A 15,531-nucleotide genomic window follows, 5' to 3' on the forward strand; every position below is an offset into this window, starting at 1 on the left:
ATTGGGGAAACAATGCTGAACCATGTCATTATAACGGCTATAATTGTTATTAGCCTGACTATAATGGCTTCCTTCCTATATTTTAGGCGGGGGCGGCATTCTGGCGTCTATCAAATACCTTCTGTAGCGTCACCATCATTTAGGAAAATGATTGATTCAGATTACCAAACCATCTCCCAGTATTTAAATTATTGCGCTGCTATATCAACAAATACATCTCAGCATCCATGGCAAATCAAAAAAAACTCAATCATAGCGACAGTTTGCCATTCATTGACACGTTTTAACTTACGCCAAGAGCAAGGAAATAGTTGGCGCTATTTTATTGATACAATTGAGGTTCAGCTCCCTTCACAGCTTGAGCCTTTTTTGCAACGCCAAAATGTTATGGAAATAGTGGAAACAGACCACTTGCCGTTAATTATTTCAATGAATAGCCATTCGCTGAAAGATTTCAGTAGTGAATGGCAAACGGGTATGCCTATCGATTCAACATGGCCTGATGCGGCAATTCAAGAACGTGGCCAGCATAGTATTGAGCGATTGAAAGTTCGTAAAGAGACGAATGAAGAACATCGGCTACACCATTCTACAGGTTGGCTTGGTGCTGCGATTATCTGCCTGAGTTTTTTATTTGGTTATTTAACCCTTGTTTCGATTCCTTTATTACAGGAATCAGGATTAGTGATCACAACGATTACGTTTATTATTGGGTTACTTATTCTCTTTCGTTCTAGGATGTTTCCCCGACAATATCAAGATATTCAATGCATTCATGGCCAACCAAAGCGCTGGGAACTCTATGGCGAACTGGATAAAAAATATTCCACCAATACGTCTATTGCTGGTATTGACTTGCACTACCCTAATCATTGGACGAATTATTTAAAATACGAAGAAAACCAAGCTGTTAATATTGATTTTTATACGACGGGTGAGGTGGTCAGGCACGGTAAGTATCTTTCTTTGCATGAAGAAGAGCGCTATTACCCGTACAAACGGTTCAAAAAGAATGTATTGATGTTAGTTGGGGCTTTATTAACGATGGCCCTGATATTTGCATATCAACCGATAGATTTGCCAATAAAACTGGGTTTTGCGTGGCTAGGTGGCACAGAGAAAATCAAGGCTGAGAGTCCTAATGAGCTCGCTTCCCGTCAGCTCAAAGTTGGGGATACATTAGTTGCCCAAGGAAAAGGGATGTGTTACCGATCACCGAATTTGAATAAAGAAAACCAAGCTCAATTTGTGCCGTTTGATTGCTCTGGTATTTATTGGAATGATGTTAGTTTACAGACTGAACCTCAATCAGAGGTTGTTGAACACTCAATATCATTGCTTGATACCGTCAAAAGCCAATTGCATCCAGATAAAAACTCGACAGGAGTTAACCCAAGATTACAGCGGGATATTATGAAATCAGGGATGAATATTATCTTTGATTTTTCGGCTATCATCATGGGGACAGAACAACTGTGCCATAATTCTGATAACTGCCTAAAATTAAAAAATGCACTGACTAACCTAGGGAGTACAGATGATTGGCCTTCTTTAGTAAAGAAAGCGTCTACGGGAAAACTAAAAGGGGCTCATGTTTTATTGCGTGCTGGTAGCGCTGAGGCCTTGGAAAACATCGTGGAAGACACCATATATGATTTTATCAGGACAGAAATAGATAGAGAAGTGCGCAAAATTAATAGTCCGCCTCCTGGTGGTGTTTTATTAATTAGTGATGAAAACAAGCCTTTAGTTGATTCGATACAGGGAGCTTCTTTTAATGAGCTATCGCCATTACAGCGTTGGCAAGAGTTGCAAAGGTTATCAAATCTTCTGATCAATACACCGTTCAATATTGAAGGTGTCATTACGGATTTATCAGTAGATGCCAATGGGACATTGCAAATTGTGTTGCATGAAGAACCCAATGAAAAAGTGGTATCTCAGTATATATGTAGTGCGCTTTTTATCCTATTTTTGTTGGTGTGTGCGTTGTTAAATGGTTCGTTGATTGTGCTACGTGTTTTGAATAATAAGAAGCGTTTGCGTAATATCACAGAATATTATGATAAATGCTTTGAGGCTAATCCCCCTTCCTATCGTCGATAGCATCATCCCGGAAGTAGAGGGAGCCTCTTCTTAGTTTGATTCAGACTTATGTTGAGGAGGCCCCATGAATCAATCCATTATAGAACCTGTTCGCCTTGATAAGTGGCTGTGGGCTGCGCGATTTTATAAAACGCGTGCGGTCGCCCGTGAAATGATTGAAGGCGGCAAAGTCCATTACAATGGGCAAAGAACTAAGCCAGGGAAAATTGTTGAGCTGCATGGAATCGTTAAGCTTCGGCAAGGTAATGATGAACGAACGGTTGAAATCATGCAAATCAGTAGCCAGCGCAAAGGTGCACCGGAAGCTCAGTTGCTGTACTGTGAAACGATAGAAAGTATTAATCAACGCGAGAAAATGGCACAAGCGCGTAAGATGAATGCACTGACGATGCCACATCCAGAGCGACGCCCGGATAAGAAAGAACGGCGTACCCTGTTAAAGTTTAAACAAACAAATTCTCATGAGTCGTCTTAATGACGGCCTGAGCAACAGCCCGAGCAATAGAGAGATATTATGGCAAACCAAGACTTACTCCACCGTTTTTTATTTGAACAACATTCTGTTCGTGGAGAAATGATCAGTGTTGATGAAACCTTTGAACATATTTTAGAAAACCATGACTACCCAACAGCGGTAAAAGGGTTGTTGGGTGAGTTACTTGTTGCTACCAGTTTATTGACGGCAACGTTGAAGTTCGATGGTGATATTACTGTGCAAATTCAAGGTGATGGGCCTGTTAATTTGGCGGTTATCAACGGTAATAATTTACAACAGATGCGTGGTGTTGCACGTGTAGATGGCCCAGTTGTGGCGGGTAGCACTCTCAAGCAAATGATTGGTAACGGTTTTATGGTTATTACCATCACACCGAACCAAGGTGAACGTTATCAAGGGATTGTGGCGATCGAAGGGGATTCTATCGAAGAAAGCATTGATGCCTATTTCCGCCAATCAGAGCAATTACCAACCCGTTTATTTATCCGTGTGGGTGAAGTAGATGGGAAACCAAGTGCAGGTGGTATGTTATTGCAAGTTTTGCCAGCAGCAAATGAAACAAGCCATGACTTTTTTGACCACTTAGTGCAACTGACTGCCACGATTAAAGGCCAAGAGCTGAGCACATTGGATGTGAAAGAGGTTTTACATCGTCTTTATCATGAAGAAGATGTCACTTTATATGACCCTCAATCTGTCGAGTTTCGTTGTACTTGTTCAAGGGAGCGTTGCGAAAGTACGTTAGCCACCTTACCTAAGGAAGATGTTATCGATATTTTGCACAAAGATGGGAAAATTGATATGGAATGTGAATTTTGTGGCTCACATTATGTATTTATTGAATCCGATCTTCAGGGGTTAAATAATGAGCTAAATCAGCAACTTCACTGATACGATTTAGCAACCTAATTATGTGACAAGGGTGCAATTCTGCACCTTTTTCTTATAATTTTAAAGCATTATTACGTGCTCTAAGTCTCATTATGAATTAAAAAAAATCATACATTTTCAATTCTTTGATAGCAATCGCTGTTAATTAGTCGTAAAGAATTATGATCATCCGCAGATTAGTTATGTTTACCAGGAGCAATATAATGAGCGCTAAAAGCATTACCCTGAAGGAACTTGAAAAGTACGGTATTCATGATGTAACTGAAGTGGTTTATAACCCAAGTTACGAGCTATTATTCACGGAAGAAACTAAGCCTGGACTTGAAGGTTATGAGCGTGGAACAGTAACCACTTTAGGAGCTGTTGCGGTTGATACAGGTATCTTTACTGGTCGTTCACCAAAAGATAAATATATTGTACGTGATGACGTGACTCGCGATACAGTTTGGTGGGCAGACCAAGGTAAAGGTAAAAATGACAACAAACCTATGTCACAAGAAGTTTGGGCGGATCTCAAACATTTAGTGACTGAACAACTGTCAGGTAAACGTTTGTTTATCATTGATGCATTCTGTGGTGCGAACGCTGACACTCGTCTAAAAGTACGTTTTATCACCGAAGTTGCATGGCAGGCGCATTTCGTTAAAAACATGTTCATTCGCCCATCTGATGAAGAATTAGTGGGTTTCGAACCTGATTTCATCGTCATGAATGGCGCAAAATGTACTAACCCGAATTGGAAAGCACAAGGTTTGAATTCAGAAAACTTTGTTGCGTTCAACTTAACCGAACGCATGCAACTGATCGGCGGCTCTTGGTATGGCGGCGAAATGAAGAAAGGTATGTTCTCTATGATGAACTACCTGCTGCCATTAAAAGGCATTGCATCTATGCACTGTTCTGCTAACGTCGGCGAAAAAGGTGATGTAGCCATTTTCTTTGGTTTATCTGGAACAGGTAAAACCACACTCTCTACCGATCCAAAACGTAAGTTAATTGGTGACGATGAACACGGTTGGGATGATGACGGCGTATTCAACTTTGAAGGTGGTTGCTACGCAAAAACTATCAACTTATCTAAAGAAGCTGAGCCAGACATCTATGGCGCTATCAAACGTGATGCGTTATTGGAAAACGTGATGGTGTTGGCAGATGGTTCAGTTGACTTCAATGATGGTTCAAAAACAGAAAACACCCGTGTTTCTTACCCAATCTACCACATTGAAAATATTGTAAAACCTGTTTCTAAAGCGGGTCATGCAACAAAAGTTATCTTCTTAACCGCAGATGCATTTGGTGTGTTACCTCCTGTTTCTCGTTTAACGCCTGAGCAAACGCAGTACCACTTCCTATCAGGCTTTACCGCGAAATTAGCAGGTACAGAGCGTGGTGTCACGGAACCAACTCCAACCTTCTCCGCTTGCTTTGGTGCGGCATTCTTATCACTGCACCCAACACAATACGCTGAAGTATTAGTTAAACGTATGGAAGCAGCAGGCGCGAAAGCTTACTTAGTGAATACAGGCTGGAACGGTACAGGTAAACGTATTTCCATCAAAGATACACGTGCCATCATTGACGCTATTTTAAGTGGTGACATCGAAAAAGCAGACATGATTAAACTGCCAGTGTTCGATTTAGAAATCCCAACAGCATTACCGGGTGTGGATACCAATATCCTTGACCCACGTAATACTTATGCAGACAAAGCACAGTGGGATGAAAAAGCGCAAGACTTAGCGGAACGTTTCGTGAACAACTTTGATAAGTACACGGACACCCCAGCAGGCGCTGCACTGGTGAAAGCAGGGCCAAAACTGTAATTGGTTTTGTGAATCAATAAATAATAAAGGCTCTACCAAAGTAGAGCCTTTTTTGTTGTGAAAATGATTATTCTGCTGATGGTAAGTCAAACAACAGGATTTCACTATCTTCACTTGCTTTGATGGTGAGCGCTGTTTCTTGCCAAATGGCTAAACCATCGCTGGTGGTTGCTTTTTGGCCATTCACTTCAACATTCCCTTTAACGATCTGGATCCACACGACACGTTTATCAGCGATAGCATGGGTGTGTGTTTCATTAGCAGGTAATGCCCAGCGCCACAGTTCCATATCTTGATAAATTTTTAAGGAGCCATCACGTGCATCCGGTGATAGCACCAATTGCTTACCGTCTTTGGAGTCGAACCGTTTTTGCTCATAACGTGGCTCAATGCCTGTTCTTTCAGGAATGATCCAAATTTGGTACAGATGTAGCTCTTCTTCATTGCTTGGGTTGTACTCAGAGTGACGAATACCCGTACCCGCACTCATTATTTGAAATTCACCCGCAGGGATTTGCTCCATATTGCCCATGCTGTCTTTATGTTCCACAGTACCATTGAGCACGTAGGTTAATATTTCCATATCTTTATGGGGATGTGTTCCAAACCCTTGGCCAGCAGCAATAAAGTCTTCGTTAATCACTCTCAGCGCAGAAAAGCCCATAAATTGCTCATCATAGTAGCTAGAGAATGAAAAAGTATGCCAACTGTCGAGCCACCCATGATTTGCATGACCACGTTCGTTCGCTTTGCGTAAATAGATCATCGTGTTCTCTCCTGTACGGATTTCAACCTTGGTTGAACTCGCTCTAAATGTATTGATGACAGTTTAACCAATTTATACACAGAGAAAAGTAGCTCCCATTAACCATAGGATCCAAAAAATTTGAATAAGATATAAGGTGATTGCAGAGAATGTGGTGTGAATAAAAAAATAGCCAGCGCAAGGCTGGCTAAAGTAAACACTGGAAGCAATGTGAGCAATGTCGTACTCCCTGCAAAGGGTGACTAAGTAACCCTGTTGAGAAAGTGATGATAATGATAATAGTTATCACTATCGTTTGTAAAGCATTATTTTTAACCAAAATAATATATCTTATAATTAAAACTGCAATTATATGATTTATATGAAATTAAATATTAACCATTATTTTTCAATGGATTAAGATTATTTGGCCATAAATAAAGGCCGATAACTTTAACAGAGCAATCCTGTTAAGAGTCTGGTTAAGGCCGAGTGTTTTTTAGTCGTTTTTTGCAAAAGGGAGAGGTAAGCTTTCCGCGCATGCAGCCGCGGAGCTCCATGCCCATTGGAAATTGTAACCTCCGAGCCAGCCGGTCACATCCATCACTTCACCAATAAAATACAGGTCTGGTACTTTAAGTGATTGCATGGTTTTAGATGATATTTCGTGAGTATCAACGCCACCCAATGTCACTTCGGCGGTACGGTAACCTTCCGTTCCATTAGGTTGCACCTGCCATTGGTGTAAGGTGGTGTGTAACGCTTCAATTTGAGGATGATTAAGCTGTTTTAGAGCAAACTCAGGGATTTGTCCTTGGGCTTGTAATACCTCAATTAGCCGTTTTGGTAATAATTTAGCTAAGGTATTTTTCAATGATTGATTTGGGTGCTGTTGTCTCTCTGAAACGATAAAATCATTGACGGAGATATCTGGAAGTAAGTTAATACTCACGTACTCGCCAGGGTTCCAGTAGCTGGATATCTGCAAAATAGCTGGACCAGAAAGTCCCCGATGGGTGAATAAAATATTTTCTTTAAATACGGTGCCGCTTGCCGCTGTTACCGTTGCAGGGACAGAAATACCTGAAAGTACCTGTAAGGTTTCTAAAAGGGGTTTATGTAAGGTGAATGGCACCAGTGCTGCTCGTGTTGGAATAATAGTATGCCCAAACTGTTCCGCAAGACGATAGCCAAAAGGGGTCGCACCTAAACCTGGCATAGATAGGCCGCCTGTTGCAACGACAAGTGAGTGGGTACTTACTTGAGAGCCGTTGATCGTGACTAAAAAACCATCATCTGCTTTGTCAACGGCAGTCACCTCACTGCGTAACTTGATAGTGATATTGGGTAGATTACACTCACTTTGCAGCATATCGACGATATCTTGTGCACTATTATCACAAAAAAGCTGCCCTAAGGTTTTTTCATGATAGAGAATATTATATTTGGCCACTAAGGCAATAAAATCCCACTGTGTATAGCGAGCAAGTGCTGACTTACAAAAGTGTGGGTTTGTTGAAATGTAATTGCTGTGTTCTGCATACATATTAGTGAAATTGCAGCGCCCGCCACCGGACATCAATATTTTTCTGCCTAATTTTTTCCCGTTATCAACCACTAGCGTCTTCAAACCGCGTTTGCCAGAGTGTGAGGCACAGAATAAACCCGCTGCACCAGCACCTAAAATAATAACGTCGAAATTTTTCACAATAAGTGTCTCTATATATGTTTGATTTTAAGCGTAATTACATTGATAACCGGGATATTTTACGTCATCTCACCGGGATTGTAATGTAAAGCTTTGAGGAAGAACTGATGAAAACTATACAGGACGTATTATAATTAGAAAAATTCGTCTAAAAAAAGCAAACAACGATTATTTTCTGGAAATATCGTTAAAAAGTTTCAAAAATTCAGAATAAGTTTGATTGCTTTAATGTATTGAAAAATATGGGGTAATTGCTATGAGGTGCTTTTTTGATGGGTAGTTAAATCAAAAAAAGGTTAGATTTTGCTTCCACCGCCAGCGTTTGTCACTGATAATGCGCCGCGTTCATGTCCAACATATAATGGCTTAACGTCTATGCTACATCTTTTTACAGGTTTAGAATTTCATACAGGTCTATTATTAGTTCTGGCACTGTTATTTGTGCTGATCTATGAGGCTATAAATGGCTTCCATGACACCGCTAACGCGGTAGCAACGGTTATTTATACCAGAGCAATGCGGGCTCAGTTCGCAGTTGTCATGGCAGGGGTTTTTAACTTTTTTGGTGTCTTGCTGGGAGGGTTGAGCGTTGCATATGCCATTGTCCATCTCTTACCAACAGACCTCTTGCTTAATGTGAGCTCAGCTCACGGCCTTGCAATGGTTTTTTCATTGCTCTTGGCTGCAATTATTTGGAACCTTGGAACTTGGTACTTCGGTATCCCTGCTTCCAGTTCACACACACTGATCGGGGCAATAATCGGGGTGGGTTTAACCAACGCGATTGTGACTGATTCGTCTGTTGTTGATGCCTTGAATATACCGAAAATGATCAGTATTTTCATGTCATTAATTTTGTCTCCCGCTATCGGTTTTGTGATTGCTGGTTTGATGATTTTCTTTTTGCGCCGTTATTGGAGTGGCACAAAGAAACGTCGTCGTATTCACTTAACACCAGCGGAACGTGAGAAAAAAGATGGTAAGCGTAAGCCACCATTCTGGACCCGTACTGCATTGATTTTGTCAGCAGTTGGGGTGAGTTTCTCCCATGGTGCGAACGATGGCCAGAAAGGCATCGGTCTTATCATGCTGGTGTTAATTGGTGTTGCTCCAGCAGGTTTCGTTATGAATATGAATTCTAACGGTTATGACATCGCAAAAACACATGATGCGGTTGTCCACCTGCAACAATACTATGAAACACATAAACCAGCGTTAAACCATGCAATAGAAAATGCCCCGGCCGTTGCAGAAAGTAGTGATGAGCCTGGCGGTGAATTCCATTGTGATAGCACGCGTACTAGCGCTATTTTAAATCAAGCGCAAAAGATGCTTGATGGCATTCAAAGCTATGAAGAGCTGACGCCAGACCAACGTAACCACGCACGCCGTTTGCTGATGTGTATCTCTGATACTGCGAATGCGGTTGCGAAATTGCCAGAAACCAGTTCGAAAGATGCCAGCTTACTGAAAAAACTCAGTAATGATTTGCTGTATACCGTTGAATATGCGCCACTGTGGATCATTATTGCGGTTGCTTTAGCATTATCATTAGGCACCATGTTTGGTTGGCAGCGTGTTGCTGTGACCATTGGTGAGAAAATTGGTAAGAAAGGCATGACTTATGCGCAAGGTGTATCTGCCCAGGTGACTGCAGCAGTTTCTATCGGCGTGGCAAGTTATACTGGTATGCCAGTTTCAACAACGCAGGTTTTATCTTCTGCGGTTGCGGGGACGATGGTTGTCGATGGTGGTGGTGTACAAACAAAAACCATTAAAAGCATTGCATTAGCATGGTTATTGACTTTACCGGTGTCCATTGTGTTATCGGGCGGTTTGTACTGGCTATCGCTGTTGTTTATCTAGTCGCACTAATTTTGGCTTCATACATGAGTATGGAGCCTTTAACAGTTACATGAACACAGTAATCTACATATATAAAATAGTGATGATCGGAAGGTCATCACTATTTTCTCGCTAGCAAGTTACTAATCACAATTAACCGGTTATCAATAAATAGGCTAAGCTCACGACAACAAGAATACTGAGTCTGCTTATCATCATGAATTGCTTACGGATCCGCTCACAACGCAAAATAACTTCTGGGTCGTAATGTTCCAGGTATTGTTTATTATTTATGTATCGAACTAACCGCAGTTGTTTGTTCAGTTGGCCGTGTGTAGTAAAAAAACCATTACCATCAACGGATTGATAAAGCAGGGGATCTGAATCCCTTAGAATAGACAATAAAACACGAACGGAAGAAAAGTACCGCATCATATTTAAGATGCACAAAATGCATAATGCCCAAAATAATGCAATCATACTGAACATAATCCTCTCCTTAGAACCTAGCTCAAGCTCACAGCAATTGTCGCAAAGGAAATACAGCAGAAAAATTGTACTTATACTCAGTTATTTTATTGTAGGATAAATTACTGTTTAAAAAAAGTGCAGTTAGCGCAAATTTGTGATGACCTCTTGTTTCTATTGAAGAAAATAAATCTGAGTTACTGAACTTTATTATCACAGTTTGCTGTGCAACTTTGTTGCATTTCTAAACTAAAGAGTCGCCATGACTCGAATTTTTTAGGGCAATATATTAATATTGAATGAATGATGTTATTGTTTTATAAAATGTTATATGAAGTGATGATTTTAAGGTTAATCTGCTTAGATGTGATCAAAGCAACACTTAATAATCACAATTAGCAGGTATAGTATTCATAAAGATGTGGTGAAGGCATAACCACCAGATAATCAGCATTCGGAAGGAGTTTACTTATGGCTTACAAACATATTCTCGTTGCGGTAGATTTATCACCTGAAAGTAAAGTATTACTGGATAAGGCTGTCTCTATGGCAAAACCTTACGGGGCCAAAGTATCTATGATCCATGTTGATGTTAACTATTCAGACCTCTATACCGGTCTTATTGATGTCAATCTTGGTGACATGCAGCAACGTATTACTGATGAAACACGTAATGCTCTGAAGGATTTGTCTGCGGGCGCAGGTTATGAAATCCAAGAAACACTCAGTGGTAGTGGCGACCTAGGCCAAGTACTTGTGGACGCGATTAAGAAATACAATATGGATTTAGTGGTCTGTGGGCATCACCAAGATTTCTGGAGCAAGCTGATGTCATCTGCTCGCCAGTTAATCAATACTGTTCATGTGGATATGTTGATTGTGCCACTAAATGATGATGAAGAATAATCCATATCACTCAATTTGAAATATTATTCACTGAAAACGCTTGCTTATGCAGGCGTTTTTTTTGTTTCAAAATATGTATTTTGAGGGAGTTATTGGCAGGTCAAGCAATTTATTTTGCTATAGAGTGAAAAAAAACCTTGAATTTAGAATACAAACTAATGATATATTCAATAGGCAAACACAAATCAACCTCACATTTCCTAAAAATAATGATAAGAAAGAGTGAGGCACATCACAACAACTACATGTTAAAAAGGAAGACATAGATGACACAATCACTATCTTCGTTCTTGGAGTCTGTCCAAAAAAGAGACCCTTCTCAACCTGAATTTCTACAAGCCGTGCGTGAAGTATTCACTTCCCTTTGGCCGTTCTTAGAGCAAAATGCTAAGTATCGTGACCAAGCATTACTTGAACGTTTTGTTGAACCTGAGCGTGTAATTCAATTTCGAGTATGTTGGGTAGACGACCAAGGTAAAGTTCAAGTTAACCGTGCATGGCGTGTGCAATTTAGCTCTGCAATCGGCCCATTCAAAGGTGGTATGCGTTTTCACCCATCTGTGAATTTATCTATCCTGAAATTCTTAGGCTTCGAACAAACACTGAAAAATGCTTTGACCACATTGCCTATGGGTGGTGGTAAAGGTGGCTCTGACTTTGATCCTAAAGGTAAAAGTCATGGTGAAGTGATGCGTTTCTGCCAAGCATTGATGACAGAACTCTATCGCCATATTGGTTCAAATACTGACGTCCCAGCAGGAGATATTGGTGTTGGTGGCCGTGAAGTGGGCTTTATGACAGGTATGATGAAAAAGCTGTCTAATGACACTTCTTGTGTATTTACCGGTAAAGGCTTGTCTTTTGGTGGTAGTTTAATTCGCCCTGAAGCAACCGGTTACGGTTTGGTTTACTTCACAAATGCGATGCTAAAACGTCATGGCCTAGGTTTCGAAGGGATGCGTGTCGCGGTTTCTGGTTCTGGTAACGTTGCGCAGTACACCATTGAAAAATGCATGGAGCTAGGTGCCAAAGTGGTTACAGCTTCCGATTCAAGCGGTACTGTAGTTGATGAAGACGGCTTTACAACAGAAAAACTCGCACGTTTGGAAGAAATCAAAAACAACTATGGTCGTATTGAAGAATATGCAAAAGAGTTTGGCTTAACTTACTTAGCGGGCCAGCAACCATGGAATGTTCCTGTCGATATCGCTCTGCCATGTGCAACACAAAATGAGCTGGATGTTGATGCAGCAAAAGTGTTAATCAAAAATGGTGTTAAAGCGGTCGCTGAAGGGGCTAATATGCCAACGACTATTCCTGCAACTGAGCTGTTCCTTGAAGCAGGAGTGCTGTTTGCGCCAGGTAAAGCGGCTAACGCAGGTGGTGTGGCAACCTCAGGTCTTGAGATGGCTCAAAATGCGGCTCGTCTAGGTTGGAAAGCAGAGAAAGTTGACGCCCGTCTGCATCACATCATGTTGGATATCCACCAGCATTGTGTGGAGTTCGGTGGTGAAGAGAAACAAACTAACTATGTTCAAGGCGCTAACATCGCGGGCTTCGTAAAAGTCGCAGATGCAATGCTTGGGCAGGGTGTGTTGTAATCCTCTGACCTCAAAACGTACGCGAAAGGGCGGCTGTATCATACTGATAAATTCACCTGTACATACGCCCTTCGCCGTTACGTTTATTCGCTATTTTTAATGCATGGATAGATATCAAATCGATGGTTTTTAGTGGTAACCGCTGATGGCGCTTTTTGTCCCGCAAGGGGCTCCGCGTAGTCAGGGCGCTTAACAACCACTCTACGTTTAGCCAAAGCAATCGCAGGGGCTAATAATGAATCTGCATCATCATCTGCTCCCACCAATGACTGAAATACTCGCATTTCTTTCTTCACTAAAGCACTTTTTTGCCGATGAGGGTACATCGGATCAAGATAGATAACATCAGGGGCATGGGTTATCTCACTCAGTGCTGTAATACTGGATGCATGAATCAATGACATTCGCTCTTGTAACCATGGGCCAATTTCTGCATCTTGGTAGCCTCGTTGTAAACCATCATCCAATAGAGCAGCAACTACAGGGTGGCGCTCCAACATACGGACATGGCAACCGAGAGCGGCTAGAACAAAGGCATCACGCCCTAGGCCAGCAGTGGCATCAATGACATCGGGAAGATAATCTTTTTTGATCCCGACGGCTTTGGCAACAGCTTCACCGCGACCTCCACCAAATTTGCGACGATGGGCCATCGCCCCAGAGACGAAATCAACAAAAATTCCCCCTAACTTAGGTTCATCTAGTTTGCGCAGTTGTAAGTTTTCAGGCGTAAGTACAACCGCCATAATGGCATCAGGGGTATGAGAAAGTTGCCATTTTTCAGAAAGTTGAGAAAGAGTGCCGGGATCGGCACCCTCTTCGCAGATCAATTGGATCTCAATACGATTAGCCATGAATACCATAGCTCTTCAACATGGCATCTAATTCTGGTTTGCGACCACGGAAGCGTTCAAACAGCGCCATTGGCTCTTCTGAGCCACCACGACTTAAGATATTGTCGAGGAAAGACTGACCTGTTTGACGGTTAAAGATGCCTTCTTCACTGAAACGTGAGTATGCATCTGCCGCAAGCACATCTGCCCATAAGTAGCTGTAATAGCCAGCTGCATAGCCACCTGCGAAAATATGGCTAAAAGCATGTGGAAAGCGCGACCATTTTGGTGAAGGAACCACAGCGACTTTATCTTTAATCGCATATAGCGTTGGCATGACTTGCGCACCTTTGGCTGGGTCATACTCAGCATGTAAGGTGAAATCAAACAGGCCAAACTCTAACTGGCGCAGAACAAACATGGCTGATTGGTAGTTCTTTGCTGCTAACATGCTATTAAGCATTTCTGTTGGTAATGGTTCGCCTGTCTCATAATGGCCGGAAATAAATTCGAGGGCTTCAGGCTCCCAGCACCAGTTTTCCATAAACTGACTTGGTAACTCGACAGCATCCCATGGTACACCGTTAATCCCTGCGACATCTGCAACATCAATTTGCGTTAACATATGATGTAAGCCGTGACCAAATTCGTGGAATAAGGTAGTGACTTCATTATGAGTAAACAGTGCGGGTTTATCGCCAAGTGGTTTATTGAAGTTACAGGTTAAATAGGCTACAGGATTTTGTAATGAGCCGTCTTTATGCACCATACGGCCAACACAATCGTCCATCCAAGCTCCACCGCGTTTATGTTCGCGAGCATAGAGGTCTAGGTAGAAGCTGCCGCGTAAGGTATTGGTTTCATCATAGAGTTCAAAGAAACGCACATCTTTATGCCATGTTTCTACATCATTGCGTTCTTTGGCAGTTAAACCATAAATGCGATGAACAACTTCGAACAAGCCATTCAGGACGCGTTGTTCAGGGAAATATGGGCGCAATTGTTCATCATTTAATGAGAATTTATGCTGTTTTTGTTTTTCGCTGTAATAGGCTAAATCCCAAGATTCAAGCGTATCGACACCATAATGTTCTTTAGCAAAAGCCGTCAGTTCAGCCAGTTCATTTTCCCCTTGTTGATGAGCACGGTCAGCTAAATCATTGAGGAAATTCAGCACTTGTTCTGGTGATTCGGCCATTTTGGTCGCTAGGGATTTTTCTGCGTAGTTTTTAAAACCTAATAATTGCGCTAGCTCGTGGCGTAAAGCCATCAGTTCATCAATTAATTCGCTGTTATCCCATTTACCCGCATTTGGGCCTTGGTCAGACGCACGGGTGCTATATGCATGGCTCATCTCACGACGTAATTCTGCGTTATCAGCATAGGTCATAACAGGTAAATAGCTTGGCATATCGAGAGTGAGTAAGTAGCCTTCTTCACCTTTTGATTCAGCCATGGCTTTTGCTGCAGCAATGGCGCTTTCTGGCATACCCGTTAATTCTTTTTCGTCTTTAATGAGCTTACTCCACCCCATGGTCGCATCAAGGACGTTATTGCTAAACTTAGACGCTATCTCCGACAAACGTGCCACAATTTCACCATAACGTTGCTGTTTTTCAGCAGGTAAGCCAATGCCGGATAACTCAAAATCGCGTAAGGTATTTTCGATAGACTTACGTTGAGCTTGGCTAAGGGAATTAAATTCAGCCCCTTCTTTTAATGATTTATATGCCTGATACAAAGGCTCATTCTGCCCCATCCAAGTACTGAATTCAGACAGTAATGGTAAACATTTTTCATACTCTTCGCGCAGTTCCGGGCTGTTTTTCACGGAATGTAAATGACTCACTGGCGACCAAACACGAGACAGCTTATCACTGGCTTCTTCTAAAGGTTGGCACAGGTTGTCCCAAGTGTATTGATCTGTTGCACTCAACAGGTTTTCTACTGTTTGGCTATATTCATTGAGTACGTGTTGGACCGCGGGAAAAATATCCGCAGGCTCTATAGTAGAAAAACGGGGTAGTGCGGAATCGGCTAATAATGAATTTGTCATAAAACATCCTGTGATTGCAGGCTTGTGCTCGTAGGCCAAGGCTTACTGTGTTG

General features: G+C 41.8%; 12 protein-coding genes. 7 read left to right on the top strand and 5 right to left on the bottom strand.

Annotated features, from left to right (window positions below; translation table 11 throughout):
• The first annotated feature begins 12 nt into the window (after positions 1–12).
• From M1F25_RS00480 to pckA, 4 genes are all read left to right on the top strand, one after another.
• Positions 13–2,106, top strand: coding sequence for an IgaA/UmoB family intracellular growth attenuator (locus M1F25_RS00480; RefSeq protein ID WP_004263171.1), 2,094 nt, complete (start codon positions 13–15; stop codon positions 2,104–2,106).
• A gap of 64 nt (positions 2,107–2,170) precedes the next feature.
• On the top strand, positions 2,171–2,581 hold the full coding sequence (gene hslR, locus M1F25_RS00485; RefSeq protein ID WP_004263168.1) for a ribosome-associated heat shock protein Hsp15: 411 nt from the start codon (positions 2,171–2,173) through the stop codon (positions 2,579–2,581).
• A gap of 39 nt (positions 2,582–2,620) precedes the next feature.
• On the top strand, positions 2,621–3,493 hold the full coding sequence (hslO, locus tag M1F25_RS00490) for an Hsp33 family molecular chaperone HslO (RefSeq protein ID WP_004263166.1): 873 nt from the start codon (positions 2,621–2,623) through the stop codon (positions 3,491–3,493).
• Positions 3,494–3,696: 203 nt separating this feature from the next.
• Positions 3,697–5,316 (top strand): phosphoenolpyruvate carboxykinase (ATP), encoded by a 1,620-nt coding sequence (pckA, locus tag M1F25_RS00495; protein WP_004263163.1) that lies wholly within the window; start codon positions 3,697–3,699, stop codon positions 5,314–5,316.
• 67 nt (positions 5,317–5,383) lie between these two features.
• Here the strand turns inward: pckA and M1F25_RS00500 are convergent, their stop codons facing one another.
• Positions 5,384–6,082 carry a pirin family protein gene (locus M1F25_RS00500; RefSeq protein ID WP_094962883.1) on the bottom strand — a complete coding sequence of 233 codons (699 nt, stop codon included), beginning with the start codon at positions 6,080–6,082 and terminating at the stop codon, positions 5,384–5,386.
• Between the two features lie 478 nt (positions 6,083–6,560).
• Complete coding sequence (locus M1F25_RS00505) at positions 6,561–7,769, bottom strand: NAD(P)/FAD-dependent oxidoreductase (protein WP_181488979.1); 1,209 nt, start codon at positions 7,767–7,769, stop codon at positions 6,561–6,563.
• A gap of 375 nt (positions 7,770–8,144) precedes the next feature.
• On the opposite strand from M1F25_RS00505, the gene pitA reads away from it, so the two are divergent.
• Positions 8,145–9,635 carry an inorganic phosphate transporter PitA gene (gene pitA / locus M1F25_RS00510; RefSeq protein ID WP_004263157.1) on the top strand — a complete coding sequence of 497 codons (1,491 nt, stop codon included), beginning with the start codon at positions 8,145–8,147 and terminating at the stop codon, positions 9,633–9,635.
• A gap of 132 nt (positions 9,636–9,767) precedes the next feature.
• On the opposite strand, the gene uspB is transcribed toward pitA, so the two are convergent.
• Positions 9,768–10,103: a universal stress protein UspB gene (gene uspB / locus M1F25_RS00515; protein WP_004263154.1), complete on the bottom strand. Its 336-nt coding sequence runs from the start codon at positions 10,101–10,103 to the stop codon at positions 9,768–9,770.
• Positions 10,104–10,553: 450 nt separating this feature from the next.
• Here uspB and uspA point away from each other — a divergent pair, with 450 nt between their 5' ends.
• Positions 10,554–10,988, top strand: a complete 435-nt coding sequence (gene uspA, locus M1F25_RS00520) for a universal stress protein UspA (RefSeq protein WP_004263149.1) — start codon at positions 10,554–10,556, stop codon at positions 10,986–10,988.
• 266 nt (positions 10,989–11,254) lie between these two features.
• Positions 11,255–12,589: an NADP-specific glutamate dehydrogenase gene (gene gdhA / locus M1F25_RS00525; RefSeq protein ID WP_004263145.1), complete on the top strand. Its 1,335-nt coding sequence runs from the start codon at positions 11,255–11,257 to the stop codon at positions 12,587–12,589.
• Between the two features lie 83 nt (positions 12,590–12,672).
• On the opposite strand, the gene rsmJ is transcribed toward gdhA, so the two are convergent.
• Together rsmJ and prlC are read right to left on the bottom strand one after the other, a co-directional pair.
• Entirely contained in the window at positions 12,673–13,443 is a 771-nt protein-coding gene (rsmJ, locus tag M1F25_RS00530; protein WP_094962881.1) for a 16S rRNA (guanine(1516)-N(2))-methyltransferase RsmJ, read from the bottom strand.
• Positions 13,436–15,478, bottom strand: a complete 2,043-nt coding sequence (prlC, locus tag M1F25_RS00535; protein WP_181488981.1) for an oligopeptidase A — start codon at positions 15,476–15,478, stop codon at positions 13,436–13,438. Before prlC ends, rsmJ begins: the two co-directional genes overlap by 8 nt.
• Positions 15,479–15,531 lie beyond the last annotated feature (53 nt).

Source organism: Providencia sp. PROV109 (genome assembly GCF_033681625.1).
In the GTDB taxonomy this organism is placed as follows: domain Bacteria; phylum Pseudomonadota; class Gammaproteobacteria; order Enterobacterales; family Enterobacteriaceae; genus Providencia; species Providencia hangzhouensis.